A 23,529-nucleotide genomic window follows, 5' to 3' on the forward strand; every position below is an offset into this window, starting at 1 on the left:
AGGGTTTTTTTGTTTGTCTGCACCCTGTATCAAAAGTGAAAGCCATGATATAGAGAAGGGATGTTAGACATGAACTGGAGAGTTTATTTATTAGCTGTTTCTACTTTTGCGGTTGGATTAGTTGAGCTTGTGGTCGGGGGCATTTTGCCAAGTTTAGCAGAGGATCTCAATGTGTCTCTTGCGACAGCTGGGCAGCTGATCACGGTATTTGCGATTGTGTATGCTATTTCAGCACCGGTGCTACTGACCGTCACAGCCAAAATCGAACGAAAGCGTCTGTATTTAATCGCATTATTGGTCTTTACATTAGGCAATGTATTCACATATTTTAGTTCTACCTTTGCCCTTGTCATGATCTCAAGGGTCTTGATTGCCATGAGTACAGCGCTTGTTGTGGTGCTATCATTGACGATTACCGCCAAGCTGGTGGAACCGGCGCATCGAGCGAAAGCATTAGGTCTGATTTTTATTGGGATTAGCTCATCACTTGTTCTCGGTGTACCGATCGGTATTTTTATTACAGAGAGCTTTGGCTGGAGAGTGATGTTTTTAGGAATCAGTATTCTGTCAGCGATATCGATGGTGCTCATTTATTTTCTATTGGAGAAAATGCCTGTTGAAAAAGTCACACCGCTTAAAGAACAAATTCGTTCTTTAGGGCATCCGAAAATTTTCAGTGCGCATTTGATTAGCTTGTTCATGCTTGCTGGTCATTATATGCTGTATTCTTATTTCACGCCATTTCTGATGGAAGTTCTGCATATGACTCCGTTTTGGATTAGTATTTGTTATTTGGTCTTCGGGCTTGCGTCGATTGGCGGGAATGGGTTTGGCGGCTGGCTGAGTGACAAACTAGGATCAGGAAAAGCCATTTTGCTGGTGACAATCGCGTTTGCCATTGTGATGTTTATCCTTCCTTATACAGCAGGAGTGTTTATGCTCTTTATGGTGATGGTTGTCCTATGGGGTGCTCTTAGCTGGGCACTGACACCTGCTTTGCAGAGCTATTTGATTCAAACAGACCCTGTGACGTCTGATATTCAGCAGAGTTTGAATACATCCGCTTTGCAAATTGGGATTTCCATTGGATCAGCCGTGGGTGGCGTCATGTTTACAATGACCGGTTCATCCGTTGACTTGGCTAAATTCGGCGCTATTTTTGTGCTGATTGCCTTTAGCTGTGCAGTGATTTCATTAAAGAGACCGCCGCTTTATATGGATCGAGGGCATCACGCTGAATAGAAGAGAATAAGAACGTTTTCGTGTTAGTTAGCTGCCTCATCATAGGCAGCTTTTTATTTTTTGAAAACCACACCTTCGCTTTTACCAGTAATGACTTCTTCTCCATGCTGATTGATATAACGGGAAAAAAGGTGGACACGATGGTATTTTTCAAGGGGTTCTACCTTGGTGACGGCCATCTGACAGGTAATCGTGTCACCTGTATAAACAGGGCGTATGAAGGTACATGTCATCTCTTGACCGATAAAATGAAACTGACCGCCAAGTTTCGTGGCTAGACTTGCTGTGAGAAAACCGTGTACCATGAGCCTTCCTTGATCATCTAGCTCGGTATGATGTTTGCCAAGATCACCTGTCATGTTTCCAAATTGAATCACATCTTCATGCGTATAGGTTTTGCTTGTTTGAAATTGATCGCCTGGTCGAACCATCTGTTTTTTCAGCTCCTTTTTTTAAATGTACCAAAGGAGTGAATGAATGTACATTCATTTTTGTGGTGAGATGTTGGAAGCAAAGAAGAGACAGGATGCCTTTCTTTGCCCTTGATAAGTCAGGAAAAATGTCATCGTCTATTCAAAAACTACCATTTCTCCAATTGGTTGAAATCCGGCACGCTGATAGATATGTTTGCCGTCATTTGAGGCTTGTAACATCACACACTTTTGTTTGTTATCTGTCTGGGTCAGAAGGTAATGAAACATGTCACTGCCAAGTCCTCTTCCGCGGTGTTCTGCCTTTGTGATGACATCATAAATACCGTAGCTGTCTGCTGTTTCGATCAATAAGCCCGTTGTGACCGGTTTGTTGTGTTCATATCCAACGAACATGCGGGTACTCGGGTGTAATCGTTCAATCGAAAAGCGCTGGAAATAGCTGTTTAAAGAGATTGCCTCAGGTGATCCTTCGAAAAGTTCGGTAAATAAATGTTGATAATCGAGAAAAGTTTGATCGTCAGTCACTTCCTTGATCGTAAGCGATTGAGAGGTCCTTTGATCGATGTCGTTTGTATGTTCAAGCATCATGATGGTATTGCGTTCCACTTCTTGAAGCCCATATTTCTGCATGATATTCGACCAATCGGGGTGGAGCAGGCTTTGAGTGATCCATGTGCTGAATGTTAGTTGCTGTTGCTGCATTTGTTCGATGGCAGCTTCCACTTTTTGTTGATCTTGTATGTGCGCTGAAATGGGTAATAACAAATTGAACGTGTCAGTTGATATATGCGTGTTTGATAGAACGAAATCTTCCGTTGATAGGAACGATCCGTTTACAACAGAAGAAAACAAATTTATTTTTTCTTCTAACTGGCGAATGGCCATTTGCTGCTCTGTTTTCATTCTCTCACCTTCTTTTTTTGATTGAGGGTTACCTATCATAAATAATAGCAAAGAAAAGGAAATTGTGCGGTCTCTTGTAATCTAGTAAAAAAGGTCTCTTATTTATCAGGTCTGATGACCCATTCTTTTCCTCATCCCCACATTTCTTTTGACTCCTTTATTGATTATTAGTACCATTTTATTAACCAGTTAAGAGTGGAGGTTCAGATGGAAACAAACGAGCAGATTGTCTTAAAAGCGATTCAAGATTTGATTATGCATAGGGAAAAGAAACGGAACGATCCAACAGATCCACTGATTACCACGACTGATACACTCAAGCAAGATTGGACACTTACACAGCTTCATATTTTATCTATGATTCAAGCAAACCCTAATGAATCCAATAATACATTTCTTTCACAACAACTAAAACTATCAAAACCAGCTATTACAAAGGCTGTGAAAAAGCTCATCGAAAAAGGCATGGTCGACTATTGCCACCGGCAAGGTGACAAGAAATCCGTCTATTATTCACTGACAGAGGAAGGCACACAGCTTGCGGCACTGCATGATGAGCTTCATGAACAGGCAGTCTCCTCCTATTTAGAATTCCTCCATGAATTTAATGAAGACGAACTACAGGTTATTGAGCGCTTCTTAAAGGCTTGGAAGGAAAAGATATAAATAACGGGCCGAAAGCTTTCTATAAACTAGATGCTTTCGGTTTTTTATGGTAAAATTAACATATATTGACGTTATTCGTGATGATGATTGAGGGAGGGAACCGTGTTGGTGGAAGAGATGATGGAAAATTTCAAAAAATCTATTTTTATCATGCCGTTCGTCGGATTGTTTGTCAGCTTGCTATTATTTGTTTATTTTTTTGGAGTGACAGGAGTTGAAGGGTCCATGTGGGCGGCTGTTTTGTATTGTGCTCTGCCCTTTCTGATGTACACGATACTCTGTTTGCCTTTATGGATTTATTTTAAAGTCAGCAAAAAACGTTCAATACATAGAAATGAGGAACATACATGATCGTTATTAGCGCTTGTCTTGCGGGATTAAAGGTCCGTTATAATGGCAGCCATCAATTAGATCAACGTATCGAGGAGCTTGTGCAGGAAGGAAAGGCGGTAACAGTTTGCCCTGAGCTGCTTGGCGGTTTCTCTACACCAAGACCTCCCGCTGAAATTATTGGTGGAGATGGTCATGATGTCTTACGGGGACAGGCTGCTGTTGTTGATGTTCATGGAACAGATGTGACAGAGATGTATGTAAATGGTGCACAAGACACGCTTAAGCAGGCTCAGACTCTTGGCGCAACATCCGTCGTGTTAAAAGAGTACAGCCCTTCTTGCGGAAGCCGGATGATCTATCGGGGAGAGTTTAACGGGAAGACAAAGGCTGGGGACGGTGTGACGTCTGCCTTGCTGAAACAGCATGGGATTCAAGTATTCTCTGAGGAGGATGATTGGACCTCGCTGTTTGTATAGGGATAAGTAGAAATCTATTTAATTAAAAAACAAATATATTTACATAAAAATTTTGTGTTGTTAGTATGTGAAAAATGAAATTAGATCATAGTAGCCCTTGCATGGTCTATCTTCATGCATGATCTTTCGCACATTCGGGTATAGTGCATGGTAAGCAAAAATGAAGCGGAGGTTTGTTTGATGAGTGGATTAACAGATACAGTCACATTAGCAAACGGAGTGAAAATGCCGAAGCTAGGCTTTGGTGTATGGCAAGTAAAAGATGGGGATGAGGCTGTAAATGCAGTCAAAGACGCACTAGAAGCGGGCTATCGCAGTATAGATACAGCAGCGGCCTATCAAAATGAAGAAGGTGTTGGCAAAGCCATTCAGCAATCAGGCATCTCTCGCGATGATCTGTTCATTACGACAAAAGTGTGGAATAGTGATCAAGGATATGAGTCAACGCTTGAAGCCTTTGAAACAAGTATGAATAAACTTGGTTTGGATGTATTGGATCTTTATTTAATCCATTGGCCGGTTGAAGGCAAATATAAAGAAACGTGGAAGGCGCTAGAAAAGCTTTATAAGGATGGCCGCGTGAAAGCCATTGGCGTATGTAACTTCCATCAGCACCATTTAGAAGATTTATTAGAAGAGGCAGAAGTGGTACCAATGGTCAATCAAATTGAGCTGCATCCGAAGCTGACGCAGGAGCCTTTACGTGACTACTGCAAGGCAAAAGGCATTCATGTAGAAGCATGGTCGCCATTAGGCAGCGGAAAACTTCTTAACCATCCGGTGCTTCAAGATATTGCGAAAAAACATGAGAAGTCAGTGGCGCAAGTCATTCTTCGCTGGGACTTGCAGCATGGCATTATCACCATTCCGAAATCTGTGACGAAGAGCCGAATCATCGAAAACACAAACGTATTTGATTTCGAGTTGTCCGCCCATGAAATGAGTGTCATTGATCAGCTCAATGAAGATGAGCGCACGGGTCCAGACCCAGATAACTTCGATTTTTAATATAAGAAAAGGGTAAGGTAATATGATTCCCTATAGTAGAAAGAGAAAGTACACGAAACGCAAACTGCAGCTGCAAGAGCTGATGATACTAACCAGTTCTCACATAAAGCTGGGCTTTATACAGTTTCAATAACCCTTACACTATATGCAAAGAAAGATAAGATGTATGCAAGATGAAATTACAACTAAGCTAAAAACCCGTAAGCTAACTGTTTAGTTGGCTTACGGGTTTTTCTAAACTTATCATTTATTTTTTATTGTTCAATTGTTCTTTTAACAGTTCTATGATGGTGTCGTTTTGTTGCTCCATGTTTTTTATTCTTTTCTCGATCATAGACCCAGAAATACACACCACAATTAAAATGGCCATACCCACAAATAACAATCAAATTCCCTCCTATCACAATATGTTGAATTGTCTTGTGTCTTATTAAACTGAAATCATTCGAATCTTTTCAATATCGTACCATTATTTGAAAATACTTACTATTAATAAAGCGCGTCCACGATTTCAAAAGACATTAAACAACCTAAGCCCATATAAATATATAGGACTTAGGCTGCTAAGGGTCTTTTTAATTCTGTCTAGTTGAAATGGATTACTTCGAGATGCCTGTGCTTTTTATTTGCCGGTATGTTCAGACCGTTTTTTGAGGCTGATAGGTCTCAATGATTTGAATGGCGTCGACAATTTGCTCTTTCGTATAGTCTCCAATCAAACAAAAGGTTTCATCTTTACTTGCAGCATGGTTTGCCACTGTATGTGCTGCTTCCTCTAGATGAGCTGTGATGCCAAGCTCACGCATCGTTCTAGGTAATCCGAGTGTTTGATAAAGCTCAAGTAATTCTTCTACTTCCGTCATACGGTTTTCTGCAGCAAGTTGAACGAGAATGCCATAGGCCACTTTTTGTCCATGTAACACATGATGTGTTTCATCAATAAATGTTAATCCATTATGAACGGCATGGGCTCCTGCCATTCTGCCATAACGTCCTCCGTAGCCGCCGACTGTTCCGGCTAACGTAATGATCGTATCTGTTACATCTGCAAAGGCTTGAGAAAGCTGACCTGTTTTTAAACTGCTAACGGCTTCTTCACTATGAGTCAGAAGAATGTCACGAACGTACACTGCCTGCTTTAATGCAGCATGTACCATGAGCGGCAAGGTGCCTTTTGTGTTGCGAATAATGGCTTCCGCTTCATACCATTTTGCGAGCGTATCCCCAATTCCGCTTTGGAGATAGGAAAAAGGAGATGAAAGCAAAAAAGTATGATCAATTAACGTGAGATAGCTGGACCGCTTATGATAGTCGACCCTCATGAAATTCCCCTTGTCATCATAAATGACGCTGAGCGGTGTAGAAGCCGCACATGTCCCAGGAATCGTCGGCACCATGATCACTTCAATTTGGAGAGCGTCGGCAACAGACTTCGCTGTATCTAAAATCGTGCCGCCACCGATCCCGATGATCACGTCTGAACTCTTGAGTTCTTCCGCAATTCGTGTGATCGCATTTGGTGAACTGTAACCTTTGTGCTGAACAACAGGCCACTCGGATGGAAGCTTTGTGTACTGTGAAAAGGCTTGATATGAGTCATATCCTGTCACTATAGCTGGTGACTGAAAGGGAGTAACAAATGACTCGATTTCATGATAAATCCCCTTTTGAGAAATAAACTGGTTAGGACCGCTTCTGACGATCTCTTCTGGCTGGATCATTGACTTATGCTCCTTTACGAAATCATATAGTACTTAAATCATCTCATTTTACAGAAAGTTCTGTCAAATAAACGGACAATATGAGACCATAGACTCTTCCGTTTTATGGAATTGAACTGCTGACATTGCCTTAAGGTATGTATTTCCTGTATGATATAAAATGGTATGTTTTGATTAAATTTAAGAGGTGTTTATATATATGGAAAAACAATATCGTGTATTACTTTACTATCAATATGTCCCCATTGAGGATCCAGAAACGTTTACAGCAGAGCATCTAGCATTCTGTAAGGAACTTGGTTTGTTAGGTCGTATTCTTGTTTCATCTGAAGGCATAAACGGAACCGTTTCTGGTACCATTGAGCAGACGGACAAGTACATGCAAGCATTGAAAGAAGATCCACGCTTTGCGTCCATGCCAATTAAAATTGACGAAGCAGATGGTCATGCGTTTAAGAAAATGCACGTCCGCCACCGAAATGAATTGGTGAATTTAAGTCTTGAAGATGATGTGAATCCGTTAGAATTAACGGGGAAACATCTCAGCCCAGTTGAATTTTACGAGCAAATGCAATCACCTGATACGGTCGTGATTGATGCACGTAATGATTATGAGTTTGATGTCGGTCACTTCAGAGGTGCTGTGCGCCCTGACATTGAGACATTCCGTGAATTACCTGAGTGGATTCGTGACAACAAAGAGATTCTTGAAGGGAAAAAAATTCTGACGTATTGCACAGGCGGCGTACGCTGTGAGAAATTCTCAGGGTGGTTAAAGCGTGAAGGCTTTGAAGATGTATCCCAGCTTGACGGTGGAATTGTCACGTACGGAAAAGACCCAGAAGTTCAAGGAAAGCTATGGGACGGTCAATGTTATGTGTTTGATAACCGCCTAACGGTTCCGGTCAATCAAACAGAGCACGTCGTAGTAGGAAAAGATTTCTTCACTGGCGAACCTTGCGAGCGTTATGTGAACTGTGCGAACCCTGCATGTAACCGCAAAATGATTGCAACAGAAGAAAGCGAGCATAAATATATGCGCAGCTGCAGCCATGAATGCCGCACAAGCGAACGTAACCTTTATGTGAAACAGCACAATTTATCTGAAGAAGAAGTTCAAGAAAGACTAGCTGTCATTGAAAAAGAACAAGCAATCTCACAAGGATAAGAGGGTTTCCCTTTTATCCTTTTTTCTTTGAATGATACGTGTTCAGAGGGAAGAGGAAGTCATTTCCTCTTTCTTTTTTGTTTTGTTTTTTTCAAAATAAGGGTAAAGGTAGTTAATCAGTCTAATAGATTGAACAGTTGAAAAAGCGCTTTCTTTTGAAATAAGCATGTTCGACTATTTCAGAAAATGGAGAATTGAGAGATAATATAACAGGCAAAAAAATGAACAAAGATAAAAGTTCAGATCAGAAAGTATTTGCCAATGGAATGAAAGGTGAGCTGCTATAAAAGAAAGGCGCTTGCTCGACACATGCTCTGTATTTTAATCGAAAGGTGTTATGAACATGAATCATTTGCATCGTAGGATGGGAACTTTCGCTTTAATGATGGTAGGTCTTGGCTCAATCATTGGTTCAGGATGGCTCTTTGGTGCGTGGCGGGCTGCTCAAATCGCCGGCCCTGCTGCTATTTTGTCATGGTTGATCGGGATGGTTGTTATTTTATTTATCGCATTGTCTTATAGTGAACTCGGGTCGATGTTTCCAGAGGCAGGCGGAATGGTCAAATATACGCAATATTCACACGGCTCTTTTATTGGATTTATCGCCGCTTGGGCAAACTGGATTGCGATTGTCTCTGTGATTCCTGTTGAGGCAGTGGCCTCCGTTCAATACATGAGCTCATGGCCTTGGGAGTGGGCAAAGTGGACAAGCCATTTGGTCACAAAAGGGGTTTTGACGACCGAGGGGCTCATGGTGGCAAGTGTGCTGCTGGTGATTTATTTTCTGCTCAATTATTGGACAGTTGGGTTGTTTTCAAAGGCGAATACATTCATTACGGTTTTTAAAATCGTCATTCCAGGATTAACAATTGGTGCGCTCTTATTCCTAGGTTTTCATAGTGAGAATTTTACTTCTGGAACAAGTATTGCGCCGAACGGCTGGGCGAGTGTGCTCACAGCTGTCGCAACATCAGGGATTGTGTTTGCTTTTAATGGCTTCCAAAGCCCGATTAATATGGCAGGCGAAGCGAAAAATCCAGGGCGTTCGATTCCAATCGCCATTGTTGGATCGATTTTGATTGCAACGGTCATTTATGTGCTGCTGCAAATCGCTTTTATTGGGGCTGTCGATCCATCAATGATAGTGAATGGCTGGGGGCATTTGAATTTCAACTCGCCATTTGCTGACCTTGCCATTGCGCTAGGGATCAACTGGCTTGTCCTTATTTTATATGCAGATGCGTTCGTTTCTCCTTCTGGAACAGGGATTACGTATACGGCGACGACGTCTCGTATGATTTATGGGATGGAAAAAAACAAGTACATGCCGAGTGTACTTGGTCGTCTGCACCCAATTTATGGTGTGCCTCGTCCAGCGATGTTTTTTAACTTAGGCGTATCGTTTATCTTTCTGTTTTTGTTTAGAGGATGGGGGGTTCTCGCTGAAATTATCTCTGTGGCGACCCTGATTTCCTATTTGACAGGACCTGTGACAGTGATGACGCTGAGAAAGACGGGCACAGATTTATATCGTCCATTGCGAATTAAAGGACTCAGCATCATTGCCCCGCTCGGTTTTGTCTTTGCATCATTGACACTGTACTGGGCGAGATGGCCGCTGACGGGTCAGGTGCTGTTCATTATTCTCATCGGTCTGCCAATCTATTTTTACTATCAAGCAAAAGCGAAGTGGAAGGGCTTTGGTCGTCACTTTAAAGCAGGTGCTTGGATGGTTGTGTATTTGCTTGTGATGATGACGATTTCTTGTCTCGGTAGTGATAAATTTGGCGGGTATAACGTCATTCATTATGGCTGGGATATGGCACTCATTGCAGTTGTGGCGTTGTTATTTTATATGTGGGCACTCAAAAGTGGATTTGAAACAGAGTTTTTAGAAGATGCGAAAAAAATCAATGATGAACTGCGTGCTTCTCAGAAAGAAGCCGCCTCATCTAAGGAATAACGGAAGGGCTGCCTGAATACTGAGGGCAGCCTTTTATTTGGATGAGTGATGCATGACATGCTGCTTTAGCCAAGTGGTAACGCCGTGTAGAACGGTGGCTGTCACAAGACAGATAAGCGCATATCTCCATAGCTGCTCTAAGCCTTGTCCACTAAGCCAAAAAACAATACCTAGAATAAAGAGAGTCAGAATGAACATGAATAAAAAAGATGCTGACCAGAAAAAAGCCTTCATCGAAGGTCACCTCCTCGGGGTATTGTATGCAGGCCGAGGGAGGATCAGACCAGCAAGAAAGAAGTGAAAATATCGTTAAATCTATTTCAAAAGTCAGATAAAAACGCCAAGTGATTTGACAGTTGTGTTAAGATGAGAGCATATTTTGAGTGTAGATGGCTGGTTATAGACGGAGGTGTTTGGAGATGCAGATTCAAAAGGTTCTAAACAATAATGTCATTAGTGTGATAGATGAACAAGGAAAAGAAATCGTCGTCATGGGCAGAGGCATCGCTTTTCAAAGACGTCCCGGCGACCCGGTGGACGAGGCGTTAATTGATAAAGTGTTCCGCCTAGAAGATCATTCCGTACATGAGCGGATGAAAATGTTGCTTCAAGAGGTTCCATATGATGTCGTCAAGGTGACCGAGGAAATGATCCAATACGCACATACAAAGCTGAACCGAAGATTAAACGAAAGTCTGCATGTATCGCTGGCAGACCATATTCATTACGCCATCGAACGATTAAAGAAAAACCACTTGATTGAGAATTCGCTGATTTGGGAGATTAAACGTTTATACAAAGATGAGTTTCTCGTGGCGAAGGAATGCCTTGAGATGATTGAAGATCGTCTTCATATTGAACTGCCTGAAGATGAAGCGGGCTTTATTGCCATGCATATCATTAATGCAGAGCTCAATGAAGACATGAATACAACGGTCAATATCACAAAAGAAGTGAATGCCATACTGACCATTGTGAAATATCATCTGAACATGGAATTTGATGAAGACTCGCTCAACTTTTATCGTTTTCTCACACATTTACGCTTTTTCGTACAGCGTCTCATCAACGAAACGCTACTCGTCAGTGAAGATCAAGATTTATATCAGCTGATTAAAGTGAAATATCCGAAGGCGTACGAATGCGCAAAGAAAATCGCAGAATATGTGTATCAAACGTATCATCGCGACCTGACATCAGAGGAGATGCTCTATCTATCGATTCATTTGAATCGACTCATCAAACGAGAAAAATAAAGATAAAATTTTAAAAGAAAGCGTTGACATCATAAAAAGTGAGTGGTACTATTTGCTCATAAACATAAAAGAATACGGTTTCACAATGATCGTCTTAGAGGATTGTGACTGTTCGGCAGGCAAAACCTAAACGTTCACTGAAAAAGCGCAATAGCAAGTTGCGACTATTTTTGGTGCCCGTTTAGGTTTTTATTTTGCCTAAAAACGTATTTTTTTGAAAAAAAGGGGGTTTTTGTATGAGTCATCGTCAATTAGCAGAAGACATTATCAAACATATCGGGACAGAGAAAAACGTTCATTCATTGGTTCACTGTGCCACAAGACTTCGCTTCACATTAAATGACAGATCAAAAGCAGATAAATCGGCCATTGAAAAATTAAATGGTGTGGTGACTGTCATGGAAAGCGGCGGCCAGTTTCAGGTGGTCATTGGCAACACGGTACCAGAGGTATATCGAGAGATTGGGGAGTTTACGAATCTATTAGAGGATTCCACTTCTTCATCTGCTAGATCAAGTGAAGAAAGTACAAGTCTTTTCGGAAAATTCGTCGACATTGTTTCTGGAATTTTCACACCGCTTCTAGGTGTCATGGCGGGTGCCGGTATTTTAAAAGGACTTCTAGGCATCTGTATCAATGCAAAATGGTTATCTCCTGAAGATACGTCGTATCAAATTTTATTTGCCGCATCAGACAGCTTGTTCTACTTCCTGCCGCTGCTGCTCGCATTCACTTCTGCTAGGAAGTTTAAAGCGAATCCATTTGTTGCTGTGACGATTGCAGGTGCACTGATCTACCCGACTATTCAAGAGCTCACAAAAGGCGGCGGAGATGTGTCGTTCTTCGGCATTCCGGTTGTCTTAATGTCTTATACATCAACGGTTATCCCGATTATTTTGGCAGTGTTTGTGATGGGATATATCGAACGTTTCTTTAACAAAGTTATTCATGAAAGTGTGAAAAACTTTATTACACCACTGATTTTACTGGTCACGGTCGTTCCACTGACACTGATCGTATTTGGACCATTTGGTGTGTATGCAGGGAACGGAATTGCAGCCGTCCTGCTGAAAGTATTCTCCTTTAGCCCTACACTTGCCGGTGCTTTAATTGCGATGGCATGGCAGGTTCTTGTCATCTTCGGTATCCATTGGGGGCTTGTGCCAGTCATTTTAAATAATATTGCGGTTCATGGAAAAGATCATATTAAGCCGGCCACTGCGCCAGCTGTATTTTCACAAGCCGGTGCTTCCATCGGTGTTATGCTGAAAACAAAGAACAAAAAGCTGAAATCATTAGCTGGATCGACAGCGGTTTCTGCTGTATTTGGAATTACAGAACCTGCTGTATACGGCGTCACACTTCGTTTGAAAAAACCATTTATTGCAGCGGTTATCTCTGCCGGTGTCGGTGGTGCCATTATCGGTTATTCACAAAGTATTGCGATCGCATCAGGTCTTCCGAGTTTACTGACACTTCCGATCTTCTATGGTCAAGGATTTACAGGATTCTTAATCGGAATTTCCGTTTCATTTGTCCTTTCAATCGTCTTAACCTATTTGATTGGATTCAAAGACCCTGTGGATGAAGAAGATGCTCCTGCAGCTAGTTCTGCACCAGCATCTGAAAATGAACATGGTGTCAAAGCAGCTCATGTGAAAAGTCCTTTATCTGGCGAAGTCATCAAGCTAGAAGAGGTGCAAGATAAAGCCTTCTCATCTGGCGCATTAGGTAAGGGCGCAGCCATTATTCCATCAGAAGGCAAGTTGTTTGCACCAGTAACTGGAGTCGTGACAACGGTATTCCCAACAGGACATGCATACGGTCTCACCTCTGAAAGCGGAGCAGAAGTACTCATTCATATTGGACTGGATACTGTACAACTTGGGGGCCGTCATTTTACGCCGAAGGTTGAGCAGGGCCAAACCATTACAGAAGGTGAACTGCTTGCGGAGTTTGATATTGAGGCCATTCAAGCAGCAGGTCTTTCTGTCACAACACCTGTGATTATTACCAATTCCGGTGAATTTAGCGATATCATTGAGACAGAAGAAAAACAAGTGACACCAGGACAATCATTTTTACACTTAGTTTAAGAAAGGGAGGATATAATCATGAGATATTCAACACTAGCACCATTTCCAAAAGACTTTTTCTGGGGCGGATCGACTTCCGCCTATCAAGTAGAAGGTGCATGGAACGAGGATGGCAAGGGACCTTCAGTCATTGATATGAGAGAAAGCTATCCTGAAGGAACAACTGATTTTAAGGTAGCCAGCGATCACTATCATCGATATAAAGAGGACGTGAAGATGTTTGCAGAAATGGGCTTGAAGGCTTATCGTTTCTCCATTGCATGGACACGTATCATTCCAGATGGAGATGGGGAGATCAATCAAAAGGGAATTGACTTCTACCATTCTCTCATTGATGAATTGCGCCGCTATGACATTGAACCAATTGTGACGATGTATCACTTTGATTTACCCCATGCGCTTCAAGTGAAAGGCGGCTGGTCAAATCGTTCGACAGTCGATGCGTTTGAACGTTATGCGGAGGTTTTGTTCCAGGAGTATGGCGAGAAGATAAAATATTGGCTGACGATTAATGAACAAAACATGATGATTTTACATGGATCAGCTCTAGGTACACTGGATCCAAATTTAGAAAATCCGAAAAAAGAACTATATCAGCAGAACCACCATATGCTTGTGGCACAGGCGAAAGCCATGACGCTTTGTCATCGTTTGCTGCCTGAGGCGAAAATCGGACCAGCGCCAAACATTGCCCTAATTTACCCGGCATCTCCAAAACCTGAGGATGTCATTGCTGCGGCTAATTACAATGCGATCCGCAACTGGCTATATCTTGATATGGCGGTATTCGGTCGTTATAACAACCTTGCATGGGCATACATGAAGGAAAAAGACATTCTTCCTGTGATTGAAGAGGGAGATATGGATATTTTGAAAAGTGCAAAACCAGACTTCATTGCCTTTAACTACTACACATCTCAAACGGTTGAAGCGAGTAAAGGAGATGGCAATGATGAATTTGCCCGCGGCGGAGATCAGCATTTAAAATCTGGTGAAGATGGCGTCTACAAAGGCGGCAACAACCCGTTCTTAAGTAAAAATGCATTTGGCTGGGAGATTGACCCTATCGGTTTCCGATCAACGATGCGTGAGATTTACGACCGCTATCAGCTGCCTCTTATTATTACGGAAAACGGGTTAGGCGCTTTTGACAAGTTAGAAGCGGATGGATCGATTCAGGATGATTATCGAATTGATTATCTAGAAAAACATATTGAACAAATCAAATGGGCGATCACTGACGGTGTTGAGGTATTCGGGTACTGCCCGTGGTCAGCCATCGACTTAATCAGTACACACCAAGGCTGCTCAAAACGTTATGGTTTTATCTACGTCAACCGTGATGAATTTGACCTGAAAGACCTGAAGAGAATTCGGAAAAAGAGCTCTTATTGGTATGAAACATTGATCGAGCAAAATGGAGAGAACATCGGGAAGTAACAATATCACACTAAAAAACCCCTAATTTTTAGGGGTTTTTTTCTCTTCATGACTTGTAACTATATCAACTGGATGTATCAAGTTTTCATCATCATTATCCTCATCAGTGTAAGGCATAATAAGTGAATCCAACTCTTCTTTATCATTGACTAAAGCAACGTAAGTTGTATAATCCTCTAAATCTGATGGAAACAATTCAGCTTGACCAACATTACTTTTCAATGCTTGGTCAATAGCACTCTTTAATTCAATTAAACCCTCACGATTACCAATAATATAAGAATCCATATGCCAACTTTTTTGAGCATATATATGACAAATCTTATCTCTATCTTTCATTCTCTCATTACATCCTTCCTGAAGAATTTAATTGATTATGTGCCAACACGCCAACCACATAAAACGTCAAACGTCTCTTTGGCTTTTATGGCGTCTAACAGCTTTTTATCTCTTTCAAGAAGACTGCTTTGTATGTATTCTTGCTGTTATTTTAACTTACTGGAGTTTATAAATCACATCGTACTCTCTACTATCATTATACCCCGAATTTCATCTCATTTATAGACTGTTTTCCGCCCGCATCAGCCCGTATACTGTTATACGCAAGTCAAAAACGATAAGGGATGTGGCTGTATGAATGACAAGAAAGATGTTTTAGATCCTGGGCCGTTTTTTCATGGGACGAAAGCGGAATTGAAGATTGGGGACCTGCTTGAACCGTTGCATTTATCCAATTATCAGGATAAACAATCGAACCACATCTATTTTACTGGAACATTAAACGCAGCCAAATGGGGAGCTGAATTAGCCCGGTCTGATGCAAAAGAGAGAATTTATGTTGTAGAACCGACAGGCGAGTTTGAAGACGATCCGAATTTGACTGACAAAAAATTTCCCGGTAACCCGACCCGTTCCTATCGATCGAAATCCCCTTTGAAAATTGTCGCAGAATTAGGCGCTTGGGAAAGACATTCCGATGAAGAAATCAACCATATGCTGACGTCGTTGAAAAAGTTAAGGGAAGAAGGAAAAAATGTCATATACGATTGATTCGTATGTGAGGAATAGATGAATAAAAGGCCGCCCGATTTCACTTGGGCGGCCTTATGTGCTATTGAAACAGGACATGCATCAGCTCATCAAATGTCCTTGCATGTGTCAAGGAGTGAAGGCGGTCAGGACTGTCTAACAAATCGACAGCTTGTTCAAAAAATTGATTCATGTAGGCAGCGTCATCTTTCTGAATGGCTAACAAGAAAATCAGAGATACTTGATCGCCCTGCCAATCAATTGGCTGTTTCAATCGTGCAATTGCCACGCAGGAGGTGCCTTCATTTGTGATGAGCGGGTGAGGCATCGCAATCCCCTTGCCAAGATAAGTAGATGACATTTGCTCCCGCTCCAGCACGGAGGAACGAAAAGAAGATGAAACAAGCTGATGCGCCTCCAGCCGGCTGCAAAGCGTATCTAATACCTCTTCCTTGCTTGAAAGGTCCACATCCAACAAGGTCAATCGTTCTTGGAAAAAAGCCATCAGCTCCTGCGAAGGGGCACCGTGTCCGTTTAACAGGTGAATGACCTCACTCACACGCTGGACATCATGATGTTCAAAAAAAGCATTCACTTGAATGATTGGTTTCCCCTTTGGTGCGAGAGGTACGGTTGTAATAATCACATCACATGGCAAAGTGGTGCTAAAAGCGTAATCCTGATAAGAATAAAGCTCAACAATCTCAAGCTCATGTTGAAAGGCCGCCTTCAATTTAATTTCAAGCAGACGTGCCGTTCCTAGTCCAGACCCGCATACAATAATGGCCCTCTTTTTTTGTGAGGTGTCAAGATGACTTCTTTCAAATGAAGCAGCAATATGTAAGGCAACATATGCCGCTTCATCTTCATTTGGCGTCCGCACCAGCTGTAAGGCATTGAGTCCGCTGACGGCCAAATCAAACGGATAAGGGTAAGATGTTTTGATCTCATGCAAAAGCGGATTTTGTAAAGACACGCCGTATTGAATTCGATTTAATAATGGCTTCATATGCAGCATCAAATCTTGACGCAGGATATCGTCATCTACAAAACGATGACCGCTTGTTTTTTCAATGTGCTGGAGAAATCGTGTCACCGCCTGACGTACTTCTTCTGTCGTTTGGTGCTCATCAATTTCTTTCCACGTTTGATTCGCTAAGAGATGCATCACCAAGTAATCTGTTTCATCCTCTGATAAGGTGACATGAAACGTGTCGCTTATTTGATGCGTGATCTTTTGAGCGATTCTTGTTAACACTGGCGGTCTTTGTGTGTGAGTAGTACTGGCGGGTATCCGCTGTTTTTTTTGCGTTTGTTGAATGGCAATCGCTAAGTGAATCACTAAATTCTTTAGGGCAATATCTTTAATGAGCAGTGATTCTTGATATAGATTTGTCAGCACAATGGATCGAATGGTTTCAAGTGAAATGTCAGGGAAATGAAGCTGTTCCCGCTCAGTTATATGAGATAGGGCGGGTTCTTCTTCAAGCAGTAAGTCTGCGTAGCACGTCCTTTTTTGCAATTCGTCTCCGTCTACTTTTAAGCCAAATCCAGGCTTTGAGACAAGGGTCATACCGTAACGGGCTAACAGCTCCCGTCCTTTTTTTAAATCACTGCTGACCGTCATACGGCTGATGAACAATTCTTCTGCTAATTGATCAATTTTTAAGTAGTCTGATTGAAGCAATAGTTTTCTCATCATAAATCGTATGCGCTCTTCTGGCATGATGGGTACGAGAGAGCGGGCAGGAAGCTTTTGCTGATGAAGCCAAAGCAGGAAAGCGTCTTGGTCACTTGTTAAGAGCGTATACCCTTTCCCGCGGATGGTCTTGATCATGGCTCCAGCTTGCGTTAACAGCTCGTTTGCTTCTTTGATTAAATTGCGGATGGAGCGGTCAGATAAGCGAAAAGAGGCAGTGAGCTCCTCCAGCTTCACGAACCCTTTCGTTTCAAATAGCCGCTGAATGAGCTGGTAGGTTCGAGTATCTGCCGTCATCATCATTGCGCCGCTCCTTGTTCCTTTAAGGCATCAGCTCCAAGGGCGATGGCTCCCATTAAACCAGATAATCCGTCAAAGGAAGGCTTTGTGACGATTTCATTTAATGGCTTTGGTAGTTGTAAGTAACCATGAAGCCGCTCGTCTGTTTCTTCAAGGATGAGCGGCAGCAAGGCCGGCTGTTTCATGACACCTCCACCCAAAATAATGCGTTCTGGTGAAAGGGTGAGTAATAAATTTGCGGTCATTTGCCCAAGATAATAAGCTTGAAGTGACCAGGCAGGGTGCTCCTCTGGCAGCATTTGTGCCAATGTATGATAGCGGCCTTCTATGGCAGGTCCAGATGCTAGTCCCTCTAAACAATCATGGTGGATCGGGCAGCAGCCCCCATAGGTGTCATGAGGGTGGCGCTGAACGGTGATATGTCCCATTTCTGGATGAAGCAGTCCGTGAATGAGGCGGTTTTCAATAAAGGCACCGCCGCCGATTCCCGTCCCAACCGTGATATAGATCAAGGAATTTGGTCTGTCTGTTTCCGTTGAAAAACGAGCTTCACCGAGCGCCGCACAGTTCACATCCGTATCAAGCTTCATAGGGAGACCGAGTGCTTGTTTTAAGGTTGAGAGTAATGGAAATTGGCGCCAAGCTGTTTTGGGTGTTTCGAGAATCGTTCCATAGCTGGGGCTGTGTTCTTTTACATCGACAGGTCCGAATGCGCCTATGCCAATCGCATCAACTGGATGCTCTGTAAAGTATTCGATCACTTGCCGGCATGTTTCTTCTGGGTTCCCTGTTGCAAAGGAAGTCATATGTTCAATCGTTCCGTCTGTTGTTCCGTAGCCGCAGACAAATTTTGTACCGCCTGCTTCGATGCCTCCAATTCGCATGATCAATGCCCTCCATTAAAGAGGGGCGGAATCCAAATGGATCCCGCCCCTACATGTTCATTTTTTCTTTACAATGTAGGTTTGTACCTGACAAGGTGTGAGCGGTTCAATGTGTAATGATCCATGTTGTGCTTTCAGTATATGTCCTTCAGGTGTTTCGCCTAAATTCGCTGTTTCTCCATGTTGTAGAGATGAACTATTGATTGAAGCGGCTGTTTGACGTGTTAAATATGGATTGAAGAGACGAATGACAATGCCTGTTCCATGCTCTTCCTTTTTCAAAGCGCTTAGAACGGCCCCGTCTGTTTCAATGTCAAGCAGGCTATAAGTAGATTGTAAGTCTTCTTTTTCATCTCGGAAAGAGAAAATTAAACGACCGTTTAAAAAGTCTGCCCGCTCGTAGCACTGAACCGGGGTGGTGTAACGTTTAGCAAGCTGAGCCAAGTGTCCTTCACTCACCGCTTCTTGGCTATAGTGCATGCCAAAGGAGAATGATAGCGATCCTTGAAGCTGGGCATCAGGTGTTTCCACGATTTTTTCTCCAGAAGCCCGGCCGGGACGGTAAAGAAGGTTTTCTTTCCCCATTTTTCCGAAACAGCGGAAGAGTGTGTAAGCAATGGTTGTGTAGCCCGCGCCTGTGATTTGGTATTCTCTGACGCAGTCCGTCAAAAGAGAGACACCATATGCTTCATCGCGAAGTGCAACAAATGATTGCATGGGTTCAATGGTAATCGGTTTTTCTTCCCAATGTTCATTGTTCCACCATTCTAGCTCTTGCGTCAGCTCCGTTGGACGTTCGATGGTGCCAAACTGTTGATCGCTGAGTGATACGTTTGATGCGATACCTGTATCAAAGAGTACCCGTAGACGGTGGTCTAGCGCATGGTTGTCAACATTCACATGAAAACGGATGACCGCTTCATCTTTATTTAAAGCCACCTTCGCTGTGATCGGGAGGGAAGTCGTCCCCTTTTGCTCCGAGCGTTCCTCTAAATCATATGGGACAGTCAATTGAAGCTTGATGGTGAGCTCTTCCTGTAAACTGCTTTTAGATACGGTGATGTCTGCTGATGAGATATCTTTAGATGATACATAAAGATCCTCACGCGGTGGTGAATAGTTATAAGAATCCCCATCATCTCCGTTGTCTTCAAAGATCATTTGCTCAGAGAACGTTCGTCCAGTCTGTTTATCCGTAATTTCTAATGACCCATTGTCATTTGCTGTAATGCGGTAAAACGTATTTTCAATGACTCGGCCTTCTGTTTTTTCCATAATGGATTCACTAGATTCATCGAAAACCATGCTAACTTGTGTATAACCAACGGATGGTAAGTCGACTGCTTCAATGAGTAAAACAGCTTTCCATACTTGCTTTGGCATGTACACTTCTTTGCTTGGGTTAAGTGAAATCTGCTGTGCTAAGACATAATCTGTCACATCGGTTTTGCTTTTGACTGTGTAGTGAAGAGTTCGTCCATCAGCGTCTTTTAGTGTAAATGGACGTTCTGTGATAAAGGTTTCGACTTCAATGACTTCAGAGCGCTTTGAAGGCAGTGTGTTAAATAAAGTGAACGTGATTTCTTGCTCAGTTTGAAGCCGGATGGCGATGAGACGCATGTGTAAGTCCACAAGATTCTCGGCGATTTCCTTTGCCTGTTTATAGCGGAAGAAGACATCTTGATTCGTCGTATCACTGTTACAGCCACCAATGCTGTCATGCGCTGCATTTTCAAACATGAGGTACCAAATATCACGCACCGTGTCATGCGGATAGTCATGTCCGAGTGAATAGCTGATTGTAAGGATCGGCTCCATCACATTGACAAGATAGTTTTCAATTTGGTTGTTTAAGATTTTCAAATCTGCTCTTGTTGAAAAAATAGACTTATGAATTCGCATATGCTTGGCATGAATGAGCTCGCCTTCTAATGTCTCAAAAGAAGTCCGCTCTTTTTTCACTGCTGCAATGTAGTCTTCTAAACTGCTAATTTGATAGTGGTGCTCGTCTATTTCATTGGCTTTTTCTAATAAGTCAGGCAGGTTTTTACGAATAGGCGCTTGGTCAAAGCCATTTGGGAAATAGACATTCTTGGTCGTAGCTTTTGCTTGCAGCGCCCCGATTTTTTCAGAAAGAAAGGCTTGCAGGTCTTCATCCTTCTCAGGAATATTTCCTCCGTAGTAGTAGCCAAATGGCAGATTCACTGCAAACACTTCACTGCCATCCGCCCCGCGCCAATTAAATTCTGTGTGATTCGTCATATGATCAGAAACGCCGCGCCAAAAGGCTGTATCGACAATTCCAAAGCCTTGATAAATTTGAGGCATTTGTGCAGATTGACCGAAGGAATCAGGGACATAACCGACCTTCATGACATGTCCAAACTGCTGACAGCGCTCAATCCCATATTGCAGATTCCGTACAATCGATTCCCCAGAAATAACGAGCTGATCCGTTTGTGTATACCACGGACCGATGATGAGGCGTTTTGCTGTGACGAGCTGTTTGATTCGATTTTCATCCTCTGGGCGCCATTTCAAGTAATCATCTAGCAAGGATGCTTGTGCATCGAGCATGAAGTAATGGAACCGTTCATCTGTTTCGAGGGTGTCCAATATGTCCATTACGCTTTTCATTAAGTAGATACGGGAGCGGGAGGTGGTAAAATACCATTCCCGGTCCCAGTGAGTATGTGGAATCACATGTACATTGACAGTCATTGTGTAACGACACCTTTCTTTGTTCAAATTATCCTTCTAGCACAAGGTCAAAATCATCTTCTTCTTTCTGCTTCTGATCATGTTCTGGCTTTTGGGGTTCTTTTTTCTCAGAGAAGTTCACAAGTAGGTTGGCGCCAATTCCAATAACAAGTGCGCCAGTTAGTGCGCCGATTAAATACGCCCACCAGTTTCCTACTGAGAAGAATCCGTATAGTCCACCAATTGGCGGCATGATGTCATGGACACCTAATAAGGCAGCAACCCCGCTTCCTGCAGCACAAGCGACGACATTCAGCGGAATCAATTTCAAAGGATTGACGAGTGTAAAGGGAATGGCTCCTTCTGTAATCCCGATAATCCCCATCACAAGGCCGCCTCGTCCGGCTTCTCTGAAGGTAGGAGAGAAGTTGCGTTTTCGAATCAATGTCGCAAGCCCGTATCCTAGCGGCGGAATGACAATCGCGATATTGACGAGAATGGCAGGAAGATAGACACCTGATAGGAAGAGCGCGTTACCAGCCATCCAAGCTGATTTATTCACTGGGCCGCCAAGGTCAAAGCCAATCATTGCACCTAGAATGAGAGCAAGTGCGAGTGTGCTCGTTCCATCTGCGACCATGCCTTTGATCCATTCAATTAATGCGGTGTTCAAAGCCCCTAATGGCCCGCCTAGCAGAACGGACATGAGAAGTCCGGTTAAGCCAACAGTAATGAGCGGTAAGATGAGCAGAGGGACGAGTCCAGCTGCAGAGCCTTGAATTTGAATTTTTCTTTTCACAAAGAGAGCGACATATCCGGCAAAGAAACCTGCAATGACGGCGCCGATAAAACCAGCATTTGTTGAGCTGGCAAGAGCTCCGCCGATAAAGCCGGCCGCAAGACCAGATTTATCCGCAATCGAATAGGCAATAAAGCCAGCGAGCAGTACGTTCATTAAGCCAATGCCTGTCCAGCCAACCTGTTCCATCAAATAGGCACCATGTAAAATGCCGCCTGCATCTTTATAGGCGTTTAAATCTGACACACCAAAACCTAACCCGACTAGTTTGGCTAAACCAACGATAAGTGAAGCTCCGATGATCACCGGAAGAATATAAGAAATACCGGTCATGAGGTGGCCTTCAATGACTTTTAATTTTGCTTTCATTCTGCTTTGCTCCTTTCTATATGGCATTGCTCTTGTTTATTGGGATTCAGATTTTTTCTTTTCAACCAGCGCAACGGCTTTTGTGATGATTTGCTCGGCATTTTTTAGGGCGCGTCCGATTTCGACACGAACAGTAGGAATACCTGAGAAGCGTTCAGCGTCGTTAATATGCTGATTGGAGGCGATAATGCAAAGGTCTGCCTGCTTGGCTTCCTCTGCTGTAATGCCATTCACCTGTCCCATAATTCCTTGTTGTTCGATTTTAATCTCGTGTCCAAGCTGTTTACCCGCATTCTCTAATGCTTTTGCTGCCATTGGTGTATGAGCTAACCCTGCTGGGCATGAAGTGACACCGACAATTTTCATTGTGTAATCCCCTCTTTCAATTGTTGTTCAATGACTTCGTAATAATAGTCTGCTGTTTGACCGGGTTGAATCTTTTCGATGAAAGCAGACTCCATTAAACTTGTGGCAATGCCAGACAGTAATTTGAGGTGTGTGACATTGGCCTCTTCAAGTGGAACGAGCAGTGTAAATAAATAGCTTGTTGGCAAATCGTCGAAGCTTCCCCATTCAATGGGTTGTTCAAGTTCTAAAAAGAGAAGTGAAGCCGTTTGAACAGCAGAGCTTTTTGTATGAGGAATCGCAAAACCTTGCTGAAGTCCTGTTGAGACTTCGTCTTCGCGTTTCAACAAATCTGTTAATAACCCTGACTGATCGTTTGTAATGTGAAGGTCTTCAGCTTTCTCGGAAATGTATTGTAAAATCTCATTCTTTGATCGACCGTTTACTTGTGTAAAAACATGATCTTTTTGGAACAAGCTGATCCCTTCTCTCTTGTTTGTTAAGCGCTTACAATTTGATTGTAATGTACTTTTCGACATGGTTAAATAGCATCATTTTCCGTTTGAAATGGCAAAAAGTTTATGAAGCGATCAGACTAGCCATCTGAATATCTCAAATCCTAGCTTAAAACGAGTTTAATTATGTCAAAAATAGATTCTACTAAAAGGGATTCTGTGATATTCTTCCAAGGTATTGTA

At 42.7% G+C, this 23,529-nt stretch carries 22 protein-coding genes; 10 read left to right on the forward strand and 12 right to left on the reverse strand.

Going from position 1 to position 23,529, the window contains the following annotated elements:
• Positions 1 to 69 precede the first annotated feature (69 nt).
• The gene (locus NSQ52_RS01335) at positions 70 to 1,242 is read left to right on the forward strand and encodes an MFS transporter (protein ID WP_045034654.1); all 1,173 of its coding nucleotides are present in this window, start codon (positions 70 to 72) and stop codon (positions 1,240 to 1,242) included.
• A gap of 53 nt (positions 1,243 to 1,295) precedes the next feature.
• Here NSQ52_RS01335 and NSQ52_RS01340 read toward each other — a convergent pair whose 3' ends face one another.
• Together NSQ52_RS01340 and NSQ52_RS01345 are read right to left on the reverse strand one after the other, a co-directional pair.
• Positions 1,296 to 1,673 (reverse strand): hotdog domain-containing protein, encoded by a 378-nt coding sequence (locus NSQ52_RS01340; protein ID WP_045034653.1) that lies wholly within the window; start codon positions 1,671 to 1,673, stop codon positions 1,296 to 1,298.
• A 138-nt stretch (positions 1,674 to 1,811) separates the two neighbouring features.
• Positions 1,812 to 2,579, reverse strand: a complete 768-nt coding sequence (locus tag NSQ52_RS01345; RefSeq protein WP_342473831.1) for a GNAT family N-acetyltransferase — start codon at positions 2,577 to 2,579, stop codon at positions 1,812 to 1,814.
• A 207-nt stretch (positions 2,580 to 2,786) separates the two neighbouring features.
• Here NSQ52_RS01345 and NSQ52_RS01350 point away from each other — a divergent pair, with 207 nt between their 5' ends.
• From NSQ52_RS01350 to NSQ52_RS01360, 3 genes are all read left to right on the forward strand, one after another.
• Positions 2,787 to 3,245, forward strand: coding sequence for a MarR family transcriptional regulator (locus NSQ52_RS01350; RefSeq protein WP_024719151.1), 459 nt, complete (start codon positions 2,787 to 2,789; stop codon positions 3,243 to 3,245).
• A gap of 347 nt (positions 3,246 to 3,592) precedes the next feature.
• Positions 3,593 to 4,054 (forward strand): DUF523 domain-containing protein, encoded by a 462-nt coding sequence (locus tag NSQ52_RS01355; protein ID WP_342473832.1) that lies wholly within the window; start codon positions 3,593 to 3,595, stop codon positions 4,052 to 4,054.
• A 180-nt stretch (positions 4,055 to 4,234) separates the two neighbouring features.
• A complete protein-coding gene (locus NSQ52_RS01360; protein ID WP_008343867.1) occupies positions 4,235 to 5,062 on the forward strand; it encodes an aldo/keto reductase in 828 nt (275 codons plus the stop codon).
• 247 nt (positions 5,063 to 5,309) lie between these two features.
• Here NSQ52_RS01360 and NSQ52_RS01365 read toward each other — a convergent pair whose 3' ends face one another.
• A complete protein-coding gene (locus tag NSQ52_RS01365; RefSeq protein WP_156409652.1) occupies positions 5,310 to 5,447 on the reverse strand; it encodes a hypothetical protein in 138 nt (45 codons plus the stop codon).
• A gap of 253 nt (positions 5,448 to 5,700) precedes the next feature.
• Positions 5,701 to 6,783 (reverse strand): iron-containing alcohol dehydrogenase family protein, encoded by a 1,083-nt coding sequence (locus NSQ52_RS01370; RefSeq protein WP_342473833.1) that lies wholly within the window; start codon positions 6,781 to 6,783, stop codon positions 5,701 to 5,703.
• Between the two features lie 199 nt (positions 6,784 to 6,982).
• Here NSQ52_RS01370 and NSQ52_RS01375 point away from each other — a divergent pair, with 199 nt between their 5' ends.
• Together NSQ52_RS01375 and NSQ52_RS01380 are read left to right on the forward strand one after the other, a co-directional pair.
• The gene (locus NSQ52_RS01375; protein ID WP_007498459.1) at positions 6,983 to 7,951 is read left to right on the forward strand and encodes a rhodanese-related sulfurtransferase; all 969 of its coding nucleotides are present in this window, start codon (positions 6,983 to 6,985) and stop codon (positions 7,949 to 7,951) included.
• A 343-nt stretch (positions 7,952 to 8,294) separates the two neighbouring features.
• Complete coding sequence (locus NSQ52_RS01380; protein ID WP_284724753.1) at positions 8,295 to 9,914, forward strand: APC family permease; 1,620 nt, start codon at positions 8,295 to 8,297, stop codon at positions 9,912 to 9,914.
• Positions 9,915 to 9,947: 33 nt separating this feature from the next.
• Here the strand turns inward: NSQ52_RS01380 and NSQ52_RS01385 are convergent, their stop codons facing one another.
• Entirely contained in the window at positions 9,948 to 10,148 is a 201-nt protein-coding gene (locus NSQ52_RS01385) for a hypothetical protein (RefSeq protein WP_259254100.1), read from the reverse strand.
• Positions 10,149 to 10,333: 185 nt separating this feature from the next.
• Here NSQ52_RS01385 and NSQ52_RS01390 point away from each other — a divergent pair, with 185 nt between their 5' ends.
• From NSQ52_RS01390 to NSQ52_RS01400, 3 genes are all read left to right on the forward strand, one after another.
• The gene (locus NSQ52_RS01390) at positions 10,334 to 11,170 is read left to right on the forward strand and encodes a PRD domain-containing protein (RefSeq protein WP_008343858.1); all 837 of its coding nucleotides are present in this window, start codon (positions 10,334 to 10,336) and stop codon (positions 11,168 to 11,170) included.
• 236 nt (positions 11,171 to 11,406) lie between these two features.
• Positions 11,407 to 13,266 (forward strand): beta-glucoside-specific PTS transporter subunit IIABC, encoded by a 1,860-nt coding sequence (locus tag NSQ52_RS01395; RefSeq protein WP_342473834.1) that lies wholly within the window; start codon positions 11,407 to 11,409, stop codon positions 13,264 to 13,266.
• Positions 13,267 to 13,284: 18 nt separating this feature from the next.
• Positions 13,285 to 14,706: a glycoside hydrolase family 1 protein gene (locus NSQ52_RS01400; RefSeq protein ID WP_096880932.1), complete on the forward strand. Its 1,422-nt coding sequence runs from the start codon at positions 13,285 to 13,287 to the stop codon at positions 14,704 to 14,706.
• A 21-nt stretch (positions 14,707 to 14,727) separates the two neighbouring features.
• Here the strand turns inward: NSQ52_RS01400 and NSQ52_RS01405 are convergent, their stop codons facing one another.
• Complete coding sequence (locus NSQ52_RS01405; RefSeq protein WP_052320704.1) at positions 14,728 to 15,045, reverse strand: hypothetical protein; 318 nt, start codon at positions 15,043 to 15,045, stop codon at positions 14,728 to 14,730.
• Between the two features lie 294 nt (positions 15,046 to 15,339).
• Here NSQ52_RS01405 and arr point away from each other — a divergent pair, with 294 nt between their 5' ends.
• On the forward strand, positions 15,340 to 15,756 hold the full coding sequence (arr, locus tag NSQ52_RS01410; RefSeq protein ID WP_041508172.1) for an NAD(+)--rifampin ADP-ribosyltransferase: 417 nt from the start codon (positions 15,340 to 15,342) through the stop codon (positions 15,754 to 15,756).
• Positions 15,757 to 15,817: 61 nt separating this feature from the next.
• On the opposite strand, the gene NSQ52_RS01415 is transcribed toward arr, so the two are convergent.
• From NSQ52_RS01415 to NSQ52_RS01440, 6 genes are read right to left on the reverse strand one after another with little or no spacing between them, the layout of a single operon-like run.
• Positions 15,818 to 17,737 (reverse strand): BglG family transcription antiterminator, encoded by a 1,920-nt coding sequence (locus NSQ52_RS01415; RefSeq protein ID WP_342473835.1) that lies wholly within the window; start codon positions 17,735 to 17,737, stop codon positions 15,818 to 15,820.
• Positions 17,734 to 18,618 carry an ROK family protein gene (locus tag NSQ52_RS01420; RefSeq protein WP_342473836.1) on the reverse strand — a complete coding sequence of 295 codons (885 nt, stop codon included), beginning with the start codon at positions 18,616 to 18,618 and terminating at the stop codon, positions 17,734 to 17,736. The genes NSQ52_RS01415 and NSQ52_RS01420 overlap by 4 nt, the downstream gene beginning before the upstream one ends.
• Positions 18,619 to 18,675: 57 nt before the next feature.
• The gene (gene mngB, locus NSQ52_RS01425) at positions 18,676 to 21,339 is read right to left on the reverse strand and encodes a mannosylglycerate hydrolase (protein WP_342473837.1); all 2,664 of its coding nucleotides are present in this window, start codon (positions 21,337 to 21,339) and stop codon (positions 18,676 to 18,678) included.
• Positions 21,340 to 21,367: 28 nt separating this feature from the next.
• Positions 21,368 to 22,486: a PTS fructose transporter subunit IIC gene (locus NSQ52_RS01430; RefSeq protein WP_017358746.1), complete on the reverse strand. Its 1,119-nt coding sequence runs from the start codon at positions 22,484 to 22,486 to the stop codon at positions 21,368 to 21,370.
• Between the two features lie 36 nt (positions 22,487 to 22,522).
• Positions 22,523 to 22,852 carry a fructose PTS transporter subunit IIB gene (locus tag NSQ52_RS01435; RefSeq protein WP_007498438.1) on the reverse strand — a complete coding sequence of 110 codons (330 nt, stop codon included), beginning with the start codon at positions 22,850 to 22,852 and terminating at the stop codon, positions 22,523 to 22,525.
• Positions 22,849 to 23,307 carry a PTS sugar transporter subunit IIA gene (locus tag NSQ52_RS01440; RefSeq protein WP_342473838.1) on the reverse strand — a complete coding sequence of 153 codons (459 nt, stop codon included), beginning with the start codon at positions 23,305 to 23,307 and terminating at the stop codon, positions 22,849 to 22,851. Before NSQ52_RS01440 ends, NSQ52_RS01435 begins: the two co-directional genes overlap by 4 nt.
• Between the last annotated feature and the right edge of the window lie 222 nt (positions 23,308 to 23,529).

This window comes from Bacillus sp. FSL W8-1141 (assembly GCF_038593205.1).
Taxonomy (GTDB): domain Bacteria; phylum Bacillota; class Bacilli; order Bacillales; family Bacillaceae; genus Bacillus; species Bacillus altitudinis.